This window comes from Niabella sp., assembly GCF_030150205.1.
Lineage (GTDB): Bacteria > Bacteroidota > Bacteroidia > Chitinophagales > Chitinophagaceae > Niabella.
In genome coordinates this window covers 19850-38520 of the sequence record NZ_JASLGT010000024.1, presented here as the reverse complement: position 1 = coordinate 38520, position 18671 = coordinate 19850, and the positions used below count along the sequence as shown (strand labels likewise).

Here is an 18671-nt window from a genome sequence, read left to right as displayed (position 1 = left end):
CTGAACCGGCCAGATGATGGCACATCACCATTGCAAAGGATGCGATCGCTATTTTGCATGGAACCCGATCCGTTCCCGGTTGTCCCATTTTCGACGGGCTGCATTTTCGTCCAGCAAATTTTCTATGGCATCATAAATTGAGGAAAGCTGTACATCATGTTCTGTGATGCGCTGCTGGATCTGTTTTAACTGATCCTGTATATTGCCCTGCTCCAGTACGATGCGCCGGATCTCTACAAAGGCGCGCATGATGGCAATATTCATTTGAATCGCTTTATCACTGTTCAACAGGCCGCTCAACATAGCCACGCCCTGTTCCGTAAAGGCATAGGGCAGGGCAGTCTTGGGCCGTTTTCCCGGATATGTCATCACAATTTGTGATGACATATCCGTAATCGATTGATATTCATCATTATAAAGTTTATTAATTTCTGGTTTCAACGCCGCAAATTCTTGTCTGGTCAATTGAAACATAAAATCTTTTGGAAATCGCTTGTTGTTTCTTTTTACCGTCTGGTTAAGGACTCTCGTCTCAACATCATAAAGAACAGCAAGATCAAAATCAAGAATGACTCTTTCCCCGCGAATCTCATAGATGCGGTTTTGGATGCTTCGGATAATTTGCATAGGTTATTTATTTCATATAAAGATATGATAATTATATTTAACGTATTTGTTTGGACGCGGCTCCTGTGACTGGTGTTGTATAGCTGCCCGCCTGCCCTGTATCTTTGATACATCCATTTACTCCCAACCCTGATACACATGCCTGTTATAATGCTGGAAACAATAATCAATGCGGATATCGAAACCTGTTTCGATTTGGCAAGAAGTATTGACCTGCACAGCCTTTCAACGGCTCAAACCAGGGAAAAGGCTGTTGCCGGCAGAACCAGCGGATTAATCGGTGCTGATGAAACGGTAACCTGGCAGGCCACTCATTTCGGAATCCGCCAGCAACTGACCTCAAAAATAACAGCCTTTCACCACCCGTTTCATTTCAGGGATGAGCAGTTGCGCGGCGCCTTCCGGTTTATAAAGCACGATCATTATTTTAGCCGTATAGAAGGTGGAACCTTAATGAAGGATGTATTCTGTTTTCAATCGCCCCTGGGTATACTTGGCCGGATGGTTGATGCCATGGTTATGAAGCGTTATCTTACCCGTTTTTTATCAAAGCGCAACCAGATTATCAAAGCCGTTGCTGAATCCGGAAAGGACAGAAATTCATTCTTACTGTAAGCCAGAAATCGAGGGAGGAACGCCATTTATGGCGCTGTTTTATCCGCACTGGCGCCGAATTTGGAGAGCCGGGCAATATCGTTTACTTCAACTACCGGCCTCGGGTTGCCCTGAAGCACGATATGGATCATGGCCTTGCCCACTTCCTCAAGCGTTAAAAAATAAGTGCCGTTGAATGCCCGGAATAATGGAAACAGCAGGAGGATTGCCCGGTAAATGCCTTTTACATTCCGCGCACCTTTTGTGGGCCTCATAACCGCTGGCCGGAAGTTATACACTGCTTTAAAAGGTAGCTTCAACAGGTCGTTTTCTGTTTTCCCCTTAACCCTGGCCCACATTTGCCGCCCTTGTTCCGTACTATCCGTACCCGCACCGGAAACATAACAAAAAGTCATCTGCGGGTTTTGACCAGCCAGAGCCGTTGCAAAATTGAGGGTAAGGGTATAAGTAACTGCGTAGTAATCCGGTTCCTTCATACCCACAGATGAAATGCCCAGGCAAAAATAACAGGCATCATACCCTTTTATCCGGTCTGCAACCGGGCTGATATCATTGAAATTGCCGTGCAGGATCTCTTCGATCTTTGGGTGGGAATAACCGGTTGGCTTCCTGTTGATGAGCAGGATCTTTTCTACTGCCGGATTCTTTATGCATTCCTGCAGCACGCCCTCGCCTACCATACCGGTAGCTCCTGTTATGATGACCTTCAATTTCATTTTTAAAAAGCGATGAACCGGCTTTTCTATTTGCCGACCAAGCCGGACTTGTTCCTGTAAAAGTAAAACATCTGTGCAGCAATATAAAAAAGGATTGGAATCAATACCAGCAGCATGAAATGGACAGATCTGAAGCGGCAACGGGTCAATACGACGCAAATGCCCCCTGGAATTGTCTTTGGAGGCGATCGATGCATAAAATATTTCCTGTTAGCTTTGCAATGAATTCTATTATTCACCGGTTAAAATACCATAGCATGTCATTTCAGGCCTATATCGATAATATTAAAAAGAAGACCGGTAAAAGCCCGGAAGATTTTAAGCAGCTGGCGGAAAAGAAAGGGTTTCTGAAAGACGGCCAAATCGCTCCTGCTGTGAAAGCAACCGAAATTACCAATTGGCTTAAAGAAACATTTGAGCTGGGCCATGGGCACGCAATGGCTATTTATGCCACGTTTAAGGGAAAGACGGAATAATGAGGTTTACAAAACTGACAGCGCGCCCTGTCTGTTATTTAGGTGTAGAGAGCTATCAGACGTAGCTGTTTAAATATCCATCGTCATCGCTATTGGTTACATGCTTTCGCCTGAAACCGTAACGGCTGTTCAAAGATGGCGTAAAATTTGCATAGTGGTTTACGTTGTATATCTCTTCATGTAAAACCAACCACAATGGGATTTGATCAATACCATGAGCCACCGGAAGAGCTCTCACAACCGGTACGCACTTTTGCACGTATGATACAATCGCTGATTGAAGAAGCCGAAGCCATCGACTGGTATGAGCAACGGATCCACGTAGAAAAGGACCGGGACGCCAAAAAAATAATGCAGCATGCCCAGCAGGAAGAGTTCATTCATTTTGCAATGGACCTTGAATTTTTGCTGCGTAAAAAGAAAGAATGGCGGCTTGTTGTAAAGAACATCTTGTTCAAAGAAGGCGATATCATCGAAAATGCAGAAAAAGCAGAAGACAAGGTCGAAGACGCATAATTGATCACCGAAGTTTCAAAAATCGTTACCTGCCTAATCCGATCATCTGAGCCGGTAACCTGCTTCGCCCTGATTCAAATATTGTGCCGGCAGCGCTTTCCGGCACTCAGGAAAGCTATGTTGCCCCGGGATAGCAAACGGTTCAATGCGCTGATTCAATACAGCATTGTATACAGCGATTGCAATGATCCGGCACTTCAATAATCATGAATGCGTTACAGGTGATAACTGTGCGTCATGCAGGAAGCACTTTGCATTGTTGCCATATGGATCATTTCCCTTTTTTGAGCCGGGTTGCTGTACATTATCTTTCTGTTAACAGCATTGCGGCGCCGGGCATTTACCTACTTTAGATGTATGAATATATCCGATTTCGCAACCCGTTTACAGGAATATACCCAAGGCGTTTTTTTTATCAGTGAATCTGAATACCCTTTTGAAGCGCAACAACTGGGCGCACTGTCACCAGACGCAATAACAGCTAAAGTAGCGGCTCTGTCCGCCGCAGCAACTACCCAGGTAAAAATCCTAACTGCAGCACAATTTCTTTCTAAAATTGAACGCGGCGCAGATCCGGGAGATGCCATTATTGTGGCGAATGCAAAGAAGATAAAAGATCTCTTTGATTTTTTAGATACCCAGCTGACTCATCTGCAGGTATACCGCGTAGAAGCTGGTGTGCAGGTGCCGGTCTATATCCTGGGTGTTTTACCCGACCAAACCATCGCCGGTGTAAAGACCATCTCCATAGAATCGTAAACCCCAGTTATGAAAAAAATAAACGCCTTCTTATCGCTGCTGTTCATAGTGGCCCTCTACAGCTGTACCAAGTATCCACCGGTTGAACAACCGCCTGTTGCAAAAGACAGCAGTTACGTAGTTACGGAAAGCTTTGAATCGGGTAAAAAAGCCGCATATGCATTGGCAGATGTGGAACTGAAAACCGGCAGCTGGTCATTCAATGATGCCCTTATTGGCAATACTGCTGCCGATACCAAAGACAGCTCCTGGTCGGTGCGGCTGAGGAGTGGCAGCATTACCACTAATTTTAAAATCAATGGTCTGAAAAAAGTATATGTGCTATCTGCCACCTATGGATCGGATGGCCCTTCGACCTGGAATTTTCAGACGAGTATCGACGGACAAACATTTTCCGATGTTGGCAGCCCGGTTACCGTAAACAGTAAAACCTTCCGGTTAGACAGTTTCCTGGTCACCAGCATACAGCCCGTTCAGGTGCGTATCATAAAAACGGGGACCACCCGGATCAATATCGACAATGTTATTTTTTCGGGCGCATCCAATACCCCGGGGTTTAAAAATCCTTCAGATACCATACCTGGCGGGGGCGATACCACCTCCCCGGCTGCGGGCCGCTATGTGATCGCCGGGCCGGATGCTCCACCGCTTACCGGTGATAACTCCAATCTATTATTTGGTAATCCTTCAAACGCCGATTCGGTGCTTACTATGGCAGAGAACTTCCTCATTAACCAGCACTATTATATCGAATCCTATTCCAGTTCAAGAGCAACACCCAACTGGGTGGCCTGGCATATTGATGCCAGCAATATTACCGGGGTGGCAGACCGTCAGGATAATTTTGCTGCCTGGGCCGGTTTGTACAGCGGATGGTATAAGGTACAATCCAGTTCTTATATGGGATCCGGGTTCGACCGTGGACATAACTGCCCAAGTGCAGACCGTACCAGCAGCGTAGCGGCCAATTCTGCTACATTCCTGATGACCAATATGATTCCGCAAACACCGCAGAACAACCAACAGACCTGGAACAACCTGGAACAGTATATCCGCACACAGGTTACAGCGGGTAAAGAAGCCTATGTGATCATGGGTAGCTATGGCAGTGCAGGAACCATTGATAATGGCAAAATTACCGTGCCCACCAATGTATGGAAAGTAGTGGTGTTTATAGATAATGGCGACAATGATCTTTCACGGGTAACTGCCAGTACACGGGTGTTGGCGGTGAATACGCCCAATACCAATACGGTAAATGCAGACTGGAAACAATACATCACCACGGTGCGTGATATTGAAACGGCCACCGGGTACAACCTGCTCTCAAAGCTGAGTACCGAGATCCAAAACGCAGTGGAAACAAAAAAAGACCCCGGATAACACCGGTTATTTTGATTAATGGAAGAGGCTGTCTCAAAAGTCCGAGACAGCCTCTTTTTATTCGGGGAGGGATGGGAAAAGTTTTCATTTATGCGATTCCCAACGCCTTCATTTTACTTTTTATACATCCCCTTTTAAAATATTGTAGGGAGGGCGTTAAAAAACGGATTTTTTTATGCCAAAAAGAAGATCTTTGCCAGCATATGATACTGCTTCCAACAAAACAAAACGCATATGACCCCTTTCCTTAAAAAGCACTGGATAAATATTTTGACGTTAGCGATAGGGCTACTGGTGTTTTTTTACTTTTCTGATGAAGAACACCATTATCTGCATTATGATTTTCGTGCGCTGAGATCCCGGGCCAGAACGGCCTTTCTGTGGATCAATATCATTGGAGTGTTGCTTGTTTTTTTACTTGGTATACGGAGAGATCATAAACGTAACGAGATCTTTTATTGGGGCTTTAGGTGTATACTGGGAGTACTCTTTTCTCTTTTGGTTTTTGACAAAGCGTTTATATACACTACCCTGTTTGCAAATCGCTTTTCAAGCAAGGGTACAGCGGAAAAGGCATACGTTGTGATGCATGCTTATAAACATACGAATACAAAATGGCCGCTGCTTTTGAAAGACACCAGCCTGGATAAGCGTTTTCTGACAAGGCCGATCAACGGGTATGAACTGGCAAATGAGGGCGATACCCTGGTTATCCTCTTTTCTAAAGGGCAGTTTGATGTGAACGTTGATCCCAGGATTAAAATGATCAAAAAAAGAAATGAAGCGCTATTGTCAGTTGATGACCGGTAACCATAGGTATTAGGGCAGGATGTGGGCAGGTATTTGTGGCAGACAACCGGAATATTTGCCGTACATTTATCGCTCTACTCTAACATGCTATGTATAAAAAGTTCCTGCTGCTTGCAGCGTACACGATGCTTATTTTCTGTGAGGTTACCTATGCTTCGGACGGAACCGGTGTAACCATCGGCAGCATGCCGGACCGGGATGTTTCCCCAATTCCGCAGGTGCCGCGCGAATTCCGGGCAGCCTGGGTAGCCACGGTGGCGAATATCAACTGGCCCAGCAAGCCCGGTTTGCCGGTTGAACAGCAGCAAAAAGAAGCCATCGCATTACTGGACTTTTTGCAGGCCCATCATTTTAATGCGGTCATTTTCCAGGTACGGCCGCAGGCCGATGCCTTGTATAAAAGTGCGCTGGAGCCCTGGTCCTATTTTCTTACCGGCACTCAGGGAAAAGCACCGGAGCCCTTTTATGATCCGCTGCAATTCTGGATCGATGCTGCACATGCCAGGGGGCTGGAGCTGCATGTTTGGCTGAACCCCTATCGTGCGCATCATGTTTCCGGCGGCCCCGTAACGGAACGTTCCCTGGTGAAAACCAAACCGGGCCTGGTTGTAAAATTAAAAGAGGGCTACTGGTGGTTTGATCCATCCCTGAAGGCCACGCAGGACCATGGGGTGAATGTGGTGATGGATATTGTAAAACGGTATAATATCGACGGCGTTCATTTTGACGACTACTTCTACCCCTACCCTTCTTACAATGGCAATGAAGATTTTCCGGATAGCCTCAGCTGGGCACAATATCAAAAGGCCGGCGGTAAACTGTCCCGTGGCGATTGGCGGCGGCAAAGTGTTAACACGTTTATACACCGGCTGTATACCGAAATAAAAAAGGAAAAGAAGCATGTTAAATTTGGAATCAGCCCGTTTGGCATCTGGCGGCCAGGTTATCCTGAATCCGTAACAGGGTTTGATCAGTATGAAGAACTGTATGCAGATGCGAAGTTATGGCTCAATAAAGGCTGGGTAGATTATTTTTCACCACAGCTATACTGGCCCATCCGCCGGCTGGAACAAAGCTTCCCGGTATTGCTGGGCTGGTGGGCATCTGAAAACCTACAACGCCGTCATGTATGGCCCGGCATCAGTGTAGGCCGGGATACCAGCGGTGCCAACACTACGGAGGTGATCAATGAAATTATGGTAGACCGGGGCCTGCAGCCACAAAGCAGCGGCGTGGTACACTGGAGTATTTCTTCTGTTGCCAAAAATCCGGGGCTGGCCAATGCCCTGGTTGAAGGGCCGTATAAAAAACAGGCGCTGGTACCCCCCAGTCCATGGCTGGATGCTGTGGCTCCGGCAGCTCCCCGTGTATCCCTTACACAAAAGGCAGATGCGGTTACAGTACAGTGGTCCCATGTTAACGATAAAGATGTATTTCACTGGGTCGTATATTATCAATACGGAACCAGCTGGAGCTATAAGATCCTGAACCAGGACGATCGCTCGCTGTTATTGAATATACAGGAGAGCGGACGTGCCCTGCAGCGGGTGGCCGTAAGCGCTGTAGACCGCAGCGGCAATGAAAGCTCCGTAACAGAAACGCCGTTGAATAAGGTAGTGATCCTTCCGCGCAGCAGCTGGCAGGCTGCGGATGCAAAACCATATAAACAACATACACCGGTGCGCATTACCGTGCACCATGAAGGTGGTAAAGTACTTTCCGAAAATGCCAGTGCCACCACGCGGTTAAAGAACATACAAACCTGGTGTATGGGGCCCGATCGTAAGTGGACCGATATCCCCTATCATTACCTTATTGCCCCGGATGGAACGGTATATGAAGGACGTAACCCGCTTACAGTGGGCGAAACCAATACCGAATATGACCCTACCGGACATTTGCTGATCTGCTTTTTGGGTAATTATGAAGAGCAAACGCCCACCCCACATCTGAAAGTGGTACTCTCTCGGCTTATTGCACAGCTTTGTGAACAATACAGGCTATCTCCCGAAACCATTTCCACCCATCGCGATCATAGTAAGATCACCAGCTGCCCCGGCAAAAACATTTATCCCTGGTTTGAGAACGGATCTATAAAAAAGCAGGTAAAAGAATGGCTGAAAGAACCAAAGAACACTGCGGCACGCGGGTAACCATTGCTGCAATGTCTGCCTGGCAGGCATCAAAACTTTTTGGCAGCACCAGCCCGCTTACTCCTTCGTCATTTGCCGGTGAGATCGCGGATGGCTACCGATGCGCAAACTGCCCCAAATGTTGCGGGCAGGTATGAAATGGTGCCGTAAGCAGATTTTTTATAATTACTGCCATCTGTGTGAATTAATGATTCCTTGTCTGGTGCCTCCGGGGAATACACCGTTTTAATGCCTTTGTAAATACCGGCTTTTTTCAGGTTTTTCCGTACCTGCTGTGCAAAAGGACAGATCATTGTTTTGGAGATATCGGCCACTTTTAGCAGCGTGGGATCCATTTTGCCCCCGGCTCCCATAGCGCTTATGATGGGAATGCCACGATTGTAAGCGGTTGTTAAGAAGGTGATTTTCGGCGTTACACTATCAATCGCGTCAATGATATAATGATAGGGTGCTGCATCTAAAATAGTTGCAACCGCATCCGGGCTGATAAAGGTTTTTTGCACATGTAGCGTCAGCTCTGGGTTGATGGCCCGCAGACGCTCTGCCATAATATCGGCCTTGCTTTGTCCGTGGTTGGTGGCCAATGCGGGTAATTGCCGGTTCCGGTTAGTGGGGTCCACCACATCTCCGTCAATGATCGTCATGGTGCCTACCCCGCTTCTGCAAATAAATTCAGCCGCAAAAGAGCCTACACCTCCTAAACCAACAACCAATACATGCGCCTGAGTAAGTTTTAGTACATTTTCTTTACCGATCAATAAAGTGGTGCGCGACAGCCAGTCAAGATCCTGCATATGAGAAAACTGAATGAAAATTTTTTAAAAGCTGCAAAGCAATTTCATTTTCATCAATTTTCCTTATTTCGGCAGCAGATTTGTAAATGTTTTTTATGGAAACTCCGGAATCGTCTGTTTCCAGGAATAATTGTGAAAGCGGTACCGCATTTAATGTTGCCCGGATGGCGTCACCGGGTTTCAGCAGGGATTTTCCAAAAGACAGGTAGTAGCCACTGTTAAGCACTGGTGCAACTACAGATAACTTGTTGTTAATGCCGTGAAAAATTACCGGTACTGCAATCCCTTTTAACAGCGAGAGGATTTCGGGAAAAGCTTTTACACAATGAATGATCAGGGGTTTATGCAGGTCTGCTGCCAGTTGTACCTGTGCTTTGAAAAATTTTACCTGTAAATCCCAGTCCGTTTTAGCCAGTTTGTCGAGGCCGCATTCGCCAATGGCAACCACACCGGGCATCAGCGCAGCTTTTTGCAGGGCCGCCAGGTCTTTTTCAGCCTTCTGTAACCACCAGGGATGTAAACCGGCACTCACTATGCGTCCGGCAGGTATTTGCGCAAACGGCCCCTGTATATTTTGAATGCTGACTACCTGGGCATCCGTTTCTCCGGAATGGGTATGAACATCTGTGTAAACCATCAACCCCGTTTTTTTGATCAAAATAACATCTTTTTGATAAACAGCCCGGGGATGCAGGACCCGGATCGCATACAAAAATCAATAAAGAAAGACCAGCGGAGGTAAAAATCAGCATTAATTGTACCTTCTATACGGAAAATAAAAAGGTTATACACTGTTCCACTTTAATACGCTGTCAGCTGGCACCTTCTTCCTACTTTTGCCGCATGCAGTTTAAGCAGGTTATTGGCCAGCAGAACTTGAAAAAAGAGCTCCCCGAACTGATGAAGGAGAACCGGCTGGCACACGCGATTTTGTTTTTAGGAAAAGAAGGCAGCGGAGCCTTACCGCTGGCCCTGTCATTTGCACAATATATTGTCTGCGAACGGATCAGCCGTCCGCTTTCGGCGGCATCTTCTGGCCCCTCCCTGTTTGGCGATGCGGAGCCTGAACCGCCCCAGGATACCATTACGTATGATTCCTGTGGCACCTGTCCATCCTGTGTAAAAGCCGCGGCTTTTGCGCACCCCGATATTCATTTCAGTTATCCTGTGGTAACCAAAAAAGCAGGGTCACCGCCCATCAGTACCGACTATATTGTTGAATGGCGGGAATTTTTAAAAGGGTATATGTATGGAAACGCCTACGACTGGCTGCAGTTTATTGGCGCAGAAAACAAACAGGGGAATATAACGGCGCAGGAGTGCAACGACATTATAAAGAAGTTAAATCTAAAAAGCTTTGAAAGCGAATACAAAGTACTGGTGATGTGGTTGCCGGAATACCTGGGCAACGAGGGAAATAAGCTCTTAAAGCTGATTGAAGAGCCGCCACCAAACACTGTATTTTTATTTGTGGCGGAAAATGAGAGCCAGATACTGGCCACGATCCTCAGCCGGGTGCAGCTGGTGAAAGTGCCGTTGCTCGAAGACCGGGAAATTGAAGCCGCCCTGGTTGAGCGCAACAATGCCAACCCGGAAACAGCGGCCCGCATTGCCGCTGTAAGCCAGGGAAATTATCATATGGCGCTGCAAATGATGCAGCATGCCGATGAAGACTGGCAGGAACTGCTGCGCGATTGGCTGAATGCGATTATGAAAACCGGTCCGGTAGCACAGTCGAAATGGGTTGATGAGATCAGCAAGCTGGGCCGGGAGAAGCAAAAACAGTTCCTGCAATATTTTAACCACCTGTTGCAACTGGCGTTAAAAATGCAGGTATTTGAAAATGCCGGTGAGGGGTATCCCGAAAAAGACCGGGATTTTGCCATGCGTCTCAATAAGATCACCGGCATGGAACAGCAGGAAGCTATTATTACGGAGCTGGATAATGCGGCCTATTATATAGAACGGAATGCCAACAGTAAAATGCTGTTCATGGCGCTCACCATCAAAATTTATCATATCATTAAAGACAAAATCGTATTTTTGAATGAATGAGGTGTTTGGTAGGAGGAGGAATCGATTTTTTTAAAACAAATGGGGTGTTGAAGTTTTTGTGAGTTCCGTGAACCTGATTTTTGCCGTTTATTAGCCAGATATAGTATAACCGGCCGTTTTTGGCGGTTATTGTTCCTTTTAAGACCAATACATCTGTTTGGCCTGGTATAATAATATTACATCAAAAGCACACAGTTCCCGGGCACCCTCCCTATAAAAAATTCAGAATGGGTTGTTCAAGTTGCGGTACCGCCACTGGTGGAAAACCAAATGGATGTAAAAGTAATGGTGGCTGCAGTACAGGTGGTTGTAACCGGATGAATACGTACGACTGGCTGCGGAACCTGCCGGTAGCCAATACGGAAGATCAGTGTAACGTTGTGGAAATAAGCTTTAGCAAGGGTACCCGGAAGGATTTTTACCGGAATACGACCCTGCAATTATTTGAAAAAGGCGATCTGGTTACCGTAGAAGGTGTAAGTGGTTTTGATGTGGGAGAAGTTTCGCTTACAGGCGAAATTGTACGCTTACAGATGAAAAAATACGGGGTAAAGGAAGAAAACCCCGATATGAAAAAGATATTGCGCCTGGCCACGGACCGCGACCTGGATCAGCGCCGGATCAATAAAGAACGGGAGCCTGAGGCGGTTATCCGCAGCCGGGCAATTGCAAAACAGCTGAATCTCAATATGAAGATCAGCCAGGTGGAAATGCAGGCCGATGGAAGAAAGGCCACGTTTTTCTATATCGCCGATGGGCGTGTTGATTTCCGGGAACTCATCAAAGTATATGCCCAGGAATTTAAAGTAAAGGTAGAAATGCGCCAGATCGGTGCGCGGCAGGAAGCCGGTAAAGTGGGCGGAATCGGGAGCTGCGGAAGAGAACTTTGTTGTTCTACCTGGCTAACCGATTTTAAATCAGTGAATACCACTGTTGCCCGTTATCAAAATCTTTCTATTAACCAAACCAAGCTCAGTGGTCAGTGCGGCCGTTTAAAATGCTGCCTGAACTATGAACTGGATACCTACCTGGATGCGCTTCAGGGATTTCCGAATGACTGCGACCAGCTCCAGGTGGCAAAGGGAACAGCCTACCTGATAAAAAAAGATATCTTTAAAAACCTGATGTGGTATTCGCTGCCCGACAGCAATAAACAATACCCGCTGACCATCGAAAGAGTTCGCAAAATTAAATCACTCAACCGGCAGAATGTGGTACCCGATGAACTGGAGCCGGTAGAGGTAACAAGTTCCAAATCAATCGATGTGGAGCCGGAATTTGTGGATGTGGTGGGCCAGATCAGCCTTCGCAGCCTGGAACGGGCCGATAAGAAGAAGCGTCAGCAAAAGAAAAATCAGCAACAACAACAGCAACAACAGCCCCAGCGGGGGCAACAGGGTGCCGGCCAAAAGCAGGCGACCAGGCAGCAACCGCCGGCAAGGCAGGCGCAGTCTCCGCAAAAAAAAGCAGAAGGTACACGTCCTCAGCAACCTTCCAGGCATAAACCTAACCGGAATAAGCCGCAGGAAGTGAAAAAGCAGGGTAAAACGGATGCCTAATCTTTCCGGGGCTATTTGTGAACTCATTTTTGTGAACAAAAAAAAAGTTCACAAATAGCGGTTCACAAACTTTTTCAGATTCTCCGGTTGTTTAAGTTATTAACTTTGTCGCATAAAGGATCAAGACATGCTTAAGAGAATGCCCTTCGTGTTATTGCCGGTAACCGCTATTTTATTGTTTATAGCCGGGCTTTTTACCAGTAATAATGAATGGATCAATGTTCATTTGCCTGACACCGTATTCATGATGCCCCGGGGACATATGATGGGATTTTCCGCTTTTTTTCTTTTTTTACTGTGGTTGATCAACATTGCCACTTATAATATCCTTTTCTCAGATAAACTGATCTGGTTTCATATTCTTGCCACCCTGGCCATTCTTTCATTCGTCTTGTTGTATACCAATATCTATCCGGGTGAACTTTCGGGCGATCCGCCGCGCCGTTATATAGAGGGAGGCGAAGAACGGGCATCCGGTTCTCAGGATGTGAATACGATCCTTCTCTGCAGCAGCATTGTATTTGTACTGGTTCAGCTGGTTTTTATCGCCAACGTGTTGATCGGGTTGTATCGCAAAACCATTTCCGGAGCGTCTGCCCCCCTGTAATTGAGGACCATGCGTTGGCGTATCATCATTGAATGCCGCAGCTGTGCATTCGTTATACTATTATGATACATTTCGGGCCTGGGTCAGACCTTCAACCGTATATTTGCGGTCTAAAAGAATCATACAATGCCAGACAGAAGCGTGGCGCCTCCTATTGTGGATGCGGTGAACTTTAATTTACAGTTGCAACCCTACCAGAAGTACATCCTTAAAAACGGAGTGGAGGTATACGCGGTGGATGCCGGAACGGAAGAAGTATTGCAGGTAGAATGGGTATTTGATGCGGGTAACTGGTATGAAACAAAAAACCTGCAGGCGGCCGTAACCAACCATCTGCTAAAGAACGGAACCGAATCAAGGATGGCTTATGAAATCAACGAATATTTTGATTACTATGGAGCCTACCTGAACCGGAATTGTTATGCGGAAACTGCCACTATCAGCCTGCATTGTCTTACAAAACATACCCAGGAGTTATTACCCGCTGTAAAAGAAATTATTGCCGGAAGCACACTGCCTCAAAAAGAAATGGAAATTGCGGTGCAGAACATGAAGCAGAAGCTGGATGTGAACCTGAAAAAAAGCAATTTTGTTGCCGGACGCCTCATCGATGTGTACCTGTTTGGAGCGGAGCATCCCTATGGACGCTTTAGCCGGCATGAAGATTTTGATAGTCTCATAAGGGAAGATCTGCTGGCATTTTATGACACCTATTACCGGAACGGAAGACTGAAAATATTTATCGCCGGCCGGTTGCCGGAAAAGATTGATCAGTTATTAGACCAGTATTTTGGCGATTTGCCAAATAGCCCGGTAAAGGGCCAGGAGTTCCGCATTCAGCCTTCGGCAGAGAAAAAGCACATAATTATCAATGATGATAAAAATAACCAGGGTTCCGTGCGCATCGCCCGGCCCTTCTTTAACCGGCATCATCCCGATTTTTTAAAATGCCAGGTGCTCAATATCGTGTTTGGCGGCTATTTTGGCAGCCGTTTAATGGCCAATATCCGGGAAGAAAAAGGCTATACCTATGGCATTCACAGCTATTTGCTCAATAACCGCTATGACAATGGGTGGATGATCTCCACAGAGGCCGGCAGGGCCGTAAGCGCTGCTGCCATTGAAGAGGTTTATAAGGAAATGGAAATTTTAAGAGCGGAACCGGTAGATGAGGAGGAGCTGCTATTGGTAAAGAACTTTATGATGGGATCGATCCTGGGCGACCTGGATGGACCGTTTCATATCATTGGCCGGTGGAAGAATATGATCCTGAATGAAGTAGGCGACGATTTTTTTGAGCGTTCCATACAGAATATCAAAACCATTACGGCCGCTGATCTCCAGGAAATGGCCAATAAATATCTGAACCCCGAGGCGTTTTATGAGCTAACAGTAGTATAGCGATCAGCCATCAGCATTCAGCCTGCAGTTATCAGCAATTAGCCATCAGTTTTCAGTCCCCCTGGTGTGGGGTCTCATTTCCATATTTTCAAATTAATCCAGCAGCCATCCAAAGCCCAGTGTATTGATGGCTCGGCGCCCCCAGTTAACAACATCCGGAATAGCTTTGCCGGCATTGATCCGCCGGATATAGGCGAGGCGGAACTGGTCACTATAGTTTTGATACCGGATGTCTTTTTCAGTGGCCCCGATAAAGAAGCGGTTGGAAATTACAGAGGCCAATAGTTCCCAGTTATGGGCGTTATACCCAAGGGCACCACGCAAACTCAGGTTAGGCGTAAAATACCAGCGGGTTTTTTTATCACCGGAAGTGTTTTGCTCAAAGGTCTGTGCCGCATCACCATTTACAGAGGCAAGGGCCGTTACAAAAAAATGTTTTTTGATCACAAAGCTGTGAGCATAAGCAATGGTGGGCCCAAACATCAGGTAATGCATATTATTAACGGTGGCATCTGGAAAATTTGCGGCAAGCATGGAAGGTACAAAAGCACTGTCGCCTTTAGCACTTCCATAAACAAATTCTCCGCCGATCATAAATGAACCAGCCGATCTTTTTTGCCAGGTATCAAAGGCAAAAGGTGGTTTGATAGAAAACTGGTTGCTGTTGAGGATCTTTCGTACGGTAGCCCCAAAGATCTGCGTTCTCAGATCGGGGCGCACATAATAAGCGCCATTATCCGGAAGCAGGTCCTGCCCGTGTCTCAGGTAAAGGCTTTTGTTTACCTGGAAATGAAGATCGGCCAGTACAGACTTACCGGTAACGGTCCATTGAAAATTTATGGATTTGGTTTTTCCCTTCGCTTTTTTGTAATCCGGGTCCATGCTGCCCAACCCAACCGATGCGCTTACAGAGAGCCAATCGTAACCTAGGGACAATCCCAGCCGGGTAGCATTATTGGTAGAATATCTCAACGGAGCCGGAAGTCCCTTTGCGTTTGCCGAAAAGACCGTATTCTTTTTTGAAAGAACAGGGCCAATGGCCAGTTTGTGCGGGTAGCGTTCATAGTAAGAAGAATCGGATCCGTTTTTTAGCGCATCATCCTGTGCGAAAGTCTTAAGACAAAGCAGCAAACAGAACAGATAACATATGATTTGTTTCATGGACCTTTTCGTTTTTTAATAGAGGATCGGCGTTGCTGGTCAGCCTGCAGATATATCCTGTAAAAAAAGTAAAAATAGGGTTTATCACGGTTTTAATATAAAATAGGAGCGATCGATTTTAAATTTAGAAAGGATGCACGGATGTAGTGCTGCAGGGCCTTCAATTGCCTGCCTTGGCAGGTTCAGACGAAAAAAGCTGCATAATGGCGATTTGTTTTTAGAGGAAAAATTAAGCGCCGGGTCCCATGTTTCGGTACTGAAAAAGCCAAAAACAAAAAACGATTCATTAGGTTTGTAGTATGACAATGGATCGGAAAGGACTGCGCCCGGATCAGCTGAAGGACATGTACCGGCAACTGTTGTATCCGCGGCTGATCGAGGAAAAAATGCTCATCCTGCTGCGGCAGGGAAAGATCAGCAAGTGGTTCAGCGGCATTGGTCAGGAAGCCATTGCCGTGGGGGCCACGTTGGCGTTACAGCCGGATGAATGGATCATGCCGTTGCACCGGAACCTGGGTGTATTTACTACCCGCAATATGCCGCTGAGCCGGTTGTTTATGCAATGGCAGGGCATGCAGGAGGGCTATTCGATGGGCCGGGAACGCAGCTTTCATTTTGGAAGCCGGGAGCACCATATCTGTGGTATGATCTCACACCTGGGGCCCCAGCTGGCGGTTGCCGATGGTGCAGCGCTGGCCTACCGGCTGAATGCAGCACCCAAAGTGGCGCTGGCCTTTAGCGGAGAAGGAGGCACCAGCGAAGGTGATTTTCATGAGGCGCTCAATGTGGCCGCTGTATGGGACCTTCCGGTGATCTTTCTGGTAGAGAACAACGGCTATGCCTTAAGCACACCGGTTCAGGAACAGTTCCGTTGTATTTCCATTGCGGATAAGGCCCGTGGTTATGGTATGGAAGGCATTACCATTGATGGTAATGACCTGGTAACCGTTTATGATACCATAAAAGGAGTGCGGGAATATTGTATCCGGTATCAGAAGCCGTACCTGGTAGAATGTACCACCTTCCGGATGCGGGGTCATGAGGAAGCCAGCGGAACCAAATATGTGCCCGATGCATTGCTTGACCTGTGGGCGCAGAAAGATCCCATTGCCCAATATGAACAACAACTGGTAAGAGAACAAATGCTTACTGAGGACGCAATTATATCCATCCGGCAGGTATTGAAACAGGAGATTGAAGCTGAACTGGAAAAAGCAGCGGGTGGAAGTACATTGATCATTGATACCGCCAAAGAACTGGATGCCGTTTATGCCGCGCCCGGAGCAACCCATTTGCCCATAGTAAACAGCGAAATGCCGTCAACTGAAAAACGGTTTGTGGAAGCCATCCGGGATGCACTGTATCAAAGTCTCGAAAAGGATGCCGACCTGGTAATTATGGGACAGGATATTGCGGAATATGGGGGTGCCTTTAAAGTAACGGAAGGATTGGCTGCTGTTTTTGGCAAAGACAGGATCCGCAATACGCCCATTTGTGAAAGTGCTATTGTAGGCGCTGCATTGGGGTTAAACCTGGAAGGGAAAAAAGCAGTAGTGGAAATGCAGTTTGCCGATTTTGTATCAGTAGGGTTTAACCAGATCGTTAATAACCTGGCTAAGATCCATTATCGATGGGGGCAGCCGGCAAACGTAGTAGTTCGCATGCCCACCGGTGCCGGCGTTGGCGCCGGTCCGTTTCACAGTCAGAGTAATGAGGCCTGGTTTGTGCATACACCGGGGCTCAAAGTGGTGTACCCATCCACACCGGCCGATGCAAAAGGATTGCTGATGGCGGCGATTGAAGACCCTAACCCGGTATTGTTTTTTGAACACAAGGCATTATACCGGGGTATCAGTGGGCCGGTGCCCGATGAAGGCTATAGGGTGGAGATAGGGAAGGCCCGCCAGGTTCAGGAAGGAACCGATATTGCAATCATTACATACGGAATGGGAGTGATTTGGGCAGAAGACTATGCGGCAGCGCATCCTGAGATCTCCATCGAGCTACTGGATCTGAGAAGCCTTATGCCACTGGATTATACGGCTATTTATACTTCTGTTGAACGAGCCGGAAAGGTATTGGTATTACATGAAGACACGCTCACAGGCGGGATAGGGGCAGAAATTGCCGCATGGATCGGGGAGCACTGTTTCAGTATGCTGGACGCGCCGGTGTTACGCTGTGCATCCCTGGATACTCCTGTGCCTTTTAACACGGAACTCGAAAAGAACTTCCTGGCGAAACAGCGGCTGGAGCAATCGGTGGAAGAGCTGTTGAATTATTGAGATGAGGGAGGAGAATAGTGAAAGGTGAATAGCGAGAAGTGTAAAGTTAATGGTTAATATGAATGGCGCATGATGAATGCTTCACAGCCTCACTCGTAACAATGCAACAACGACATTTCTAACAACTTCTTACTAAAAAAATAAAAGATATGATGACAACGTCGATACAATTCTTGTTGGAAAGTATTCGGAAACATGTAACACTAACTATAGAAGATGAGCAAAAACTCGCTGCTGTTTGTCAGGCAAGAACGGTTAAGCGCAAACAGTTCTTTCTGCAGGAAGGTGAAGTACAGCGGAATCTTGTATTTGTGGTAGAAGGATGTTTAAGAAGTTATTCTGTAGATGAGAACGGTTTTGAACATATCCTGCAGTTTGCGCCGCCCGGATGGTGGATCAGCGATATGCGCAGCATGCTGGAACGGTCGCCTGCCTCTTTAAATATTGATGCGGTAGACGACAGCGAGATCCTTTTGATCAGCATTCCCGACCTGGATCGTCTTTATAAAGACATCGCCACCTTCGACCGTTTTTTTCGCATTCTTTCCGAACGGTCCCTTGCTACACACCAGCGCCGGCTCATCGATTCATTAAGCCTTACCGCCAAGGAGCGATATACCAGCTTCTGCCAGCAGTATCCATCACTGATCACCTGTCTTCCCCAGAAATACGTAGCATCCTATATCGGCATCACGCCCGAATTTCTAAGCAAAATGTTAAAGGAGCCAATAAAGAAAGGATAGACCTGATACGC

The 18671-nt window shown here is 46.9% G+C and carries 18 protein-coding genes; 13 read left to right on the top strand and 5 right to left on the bottom strand.

Going from position 1 to position 18671, the window contains the following annotated elements:
- Positions 1-48: 48 nt before the first annotated feature.
- Complete coding sequence (locus Q1V85_RS16880) at positions 49-627, bottom strand: ORF6N domain-containing protein (protein WP_300601687.1); 579 nt, start codon at positions 625-627, stop codon at positions 49-51.
- Between the two features lie 150 nt (positions 628-777).
- Here Q1V85_RS16880 and Q1V85_RS16875 point away from each other — a divergent pair, with 150 nt between their 5' ends.
- Positions 778-1242: an SRPBCC family protein gene (locus Q1V85_RS16875; protein ID WP_300601686.1), complete on the top strand. Its 465-nt coding sequence runs from the start codon at positions 778-780 to the stop codon at positions 1240-1242.
- Positions 1243-1268: 26 nt separating this feature from the next.
- On the opposite strand, the gene Q1V85_RS16870 is transcribed toward Q1V85_RS16875, so the two are convergent.
- Complete coding sequence (locus tag Q1V85_RS16870) at positions 1269-1958, bottom strand: NAD-dependent epimerase/dehydratase family protein (RefSeq protein WP_300601685.1); 690 nt, start codon at positions 1956-1958, stop codon at positions 1269-1271.
- A 257-nt stretch (positions 1959-2215) separates the two neighbouring features.
- Here Q1V85_RS16870 and Q1V85_RS16865 point away from each other — a divergent pair, with 257 nt between their 5' ends.
- The 6 genes from Q1V85_RS16865 to Q1V85_RS16840 all read left to right on the top strand — a co-directional run bounded on the left by Q1V85_RS16865 (position 2216) and on the right by Q1V85_RS16840 (position 8055).
- The gene (locus tag Q1V85_RS16865; protein WP_300601684.1) at positions 2216-2434 is read left to right on the top strand and encodes a DUF4287 domain-containing protein; all 219 of its coding nucleotides are present in this window, start codon (positions 2216-2218) and stop codon (positions 2432-2434) included.
- 195 nt (positions 2435-2629) lie between these two features.
- The gene (locus Q1V85_RS16860; protein ID WP_300601683.1) at positions 2630-2950 is read left to right on the top strand and encodes a hypothetical protein; all 321 of its coding nucleotides are present in this window, start codon (positions 2630-2632) and stop codon (positions 2948-2950) included.
- A 357-nt stretch (positions 2951-3307) separates the two neighbouring features.
- On the top strand, positions 3308-3709 hold the full coding sequence (locus Q1V85_RS16855) for a nuclease A inhibitor family protein (protein WP_300601682.1): 402 nt from the start codon (positions 3308-3310) through the stop codon (positions 3707-3709).
- 9 nt (positions 3710-3718) lie between these two features.
- Entirely contained in the window at positions 3719-5092 is a 1374-nt protein-coding gene (locus Q1V85_RS16850) for a DNA/RNA non-specific endonuclease (RefSeq protein WP_300601681.1), read from the top strand.
- 234 nt (positions 5093-5326) lie between these two features.
- Positions 5327-5902 carry a hypothetical protein gene (locus tag Q1V85_RS16845; RefSeq protein ID WP_300601680.1) on the top strand — a complete coding sequence of 192 codons (576 nt, stop codon included), beginning with the start codon at positions 5327-5329 and terminating at the stop codon, positions 5900-5902.
- A gap of 89 nt (positions 5903-5991) precedes the next feature.
- Positions 5992-8055, top strand: coding sequence for a family 10 glycosylhydrolase (locus Q1V85_RS16840; protein ID WP_300601679.1), 2064 nt, complete (start codon positions 5992-5994; stop codon positions 8053-8055).
- Positions 8056-8123: 68 nt separating this feature from the next.
- Here the strand turns inward: Q1V85_RS16840 and Q1V85_RS16835 are convergent, their stop codons facing one another.
- Together Q1V85_RS16835 and Q1V85_RS16830 are read right to left on the bottom strand one after the other, a co-directional pair.
- Complete coding sequence (locus Q1V85_RS16835; RefSeq protein WP_300601678.1) at positions 8124-8849, bottom strand: tRNA threonylcarbamoyladenosine dehydratase; 726 nt, start codon at positions 8847-8849, stop codon at positions 8124-8126.
- Positions 8836-9486: a TatD family hydrolase gene (locus tag Q1V85_RS16830; protein WP_300601677.1), complete on the bottom strand. Its 651-nt coding sequence runs from the start codon at positions 9484-9486 to the stop codon at positions 8836-8838. The genes Q1V85_RS16835 and Q1V85_RS16830 overlap by 14 nt, the downstream gene beginning before the upstream one ends.
- 206 nt (positions 9487-9692) lie before the next feature.
- Between Q1V85_RS16830 and Q1V85_RS16825 the strand changes: the two genes are divergently transcribed.
- From Q1V85_RS16825 to Q1V85_RS16810, 4 genes are all read left to right on the top strand, one after another.
- The gene (locus tag Q1V85_RS16825) at positions 9693-10904 is read left to right on the top strand and encodes a DNA polymerase III subunit delta' (protein ID WP_300601676.1); all 1212 of its coding nucleotides are present in this window, start codon (positions 9693-9695) and stop codon (positions 10902-10904) included.
- 227 nt (positions 10905-11131) lie between these two features.
- Positions 11132-12463, top strand: coding sequence for a regulatory iron-sulfur-containing complex subunit RicT (ricT, locus tag Q1V85_RS16820; RefSeq protein ID WP_300601675.1), 1332 nt, complete (start codon positions 11132-11134; stop codon positions 12461-12463).
- A gap of 127 nt (positions 12464-12590) precedes the next feature.
- Entirely contained in the window at positions 12591-13070 is a 480-nt protein-coding gene (locus tag Q1V85_RS16815) for a hypothetical protein (RefSeq protein ID WP_300601674.1), read from the top strand.
- A 126-nt stretch (positions 13071-13196) separates the two neighbouring features.
- Positions 13197-14471 carry a pitrilysin family protein gene (locus tag Q1V85_RS16810; RefSeq protein ID WP_300601673.1) on the top strand — a complete coding sequence of 425 codons (1275 nt, stop codon included), beginning with the start codon at positions 13197-13199 and terminating at the stop codon, positions 14469-14471.
- Between the two features lie 93 nt (positions 14472-14564).
- Here the strand turns inward: Q1V85_RS16810 and Q1V85_RS16805 are convergent, their stop codons facing one another.
- Positions 14565-15632 carry a DUF4421 family protein gene (locus Q1V85_RS16805; protein ID WP_300601672.1) on the bottom strand — a complete coding sequence of 356 codons (1068 nt, stop codon included), beginning with the start codon at positions 15630-15632 and terminating at the stop codon, positions 14565-14567.
- A gap of 299 nt (positions 15633-15931) precedes the next feature.
- Here Q1V85_RS16805 and Q1V85_RS16800 point away from each other — a divergent pair, with 299 nt between their 5' ends.
- Together Q1V85_RS16800 and Q1V85_RS16795 are read left to right on the top strand one after the other, a co-directional pair.
- The gene (locus Q1V85_RS16800; RefSeq protein ID WP_300601671.1) at positions 15932-17917 is read left to right on the top strand and encodes a dehydrogenase E1 component subunit alpha/beta; all 1986 of its coding nucleotides are present in this window, start codon (positions 15932-15934) and stop codon (positions 17915-17917) included.
- 149 nt (positions 17918-18066) lie between these two features.
- Complete coding sequence (locus Q1V85_RS16795; RefSeq protein WP_300601670.1) at positions 18067-18660, top strand: Crp/Fnr family transcriptional regulator; 594 nt, start codon at positions 18067-18069, stop codon at positions 18658-18660.
- The last annotated feature ends 11 nt before the right edge of the window (positions 18661-18671 follow it).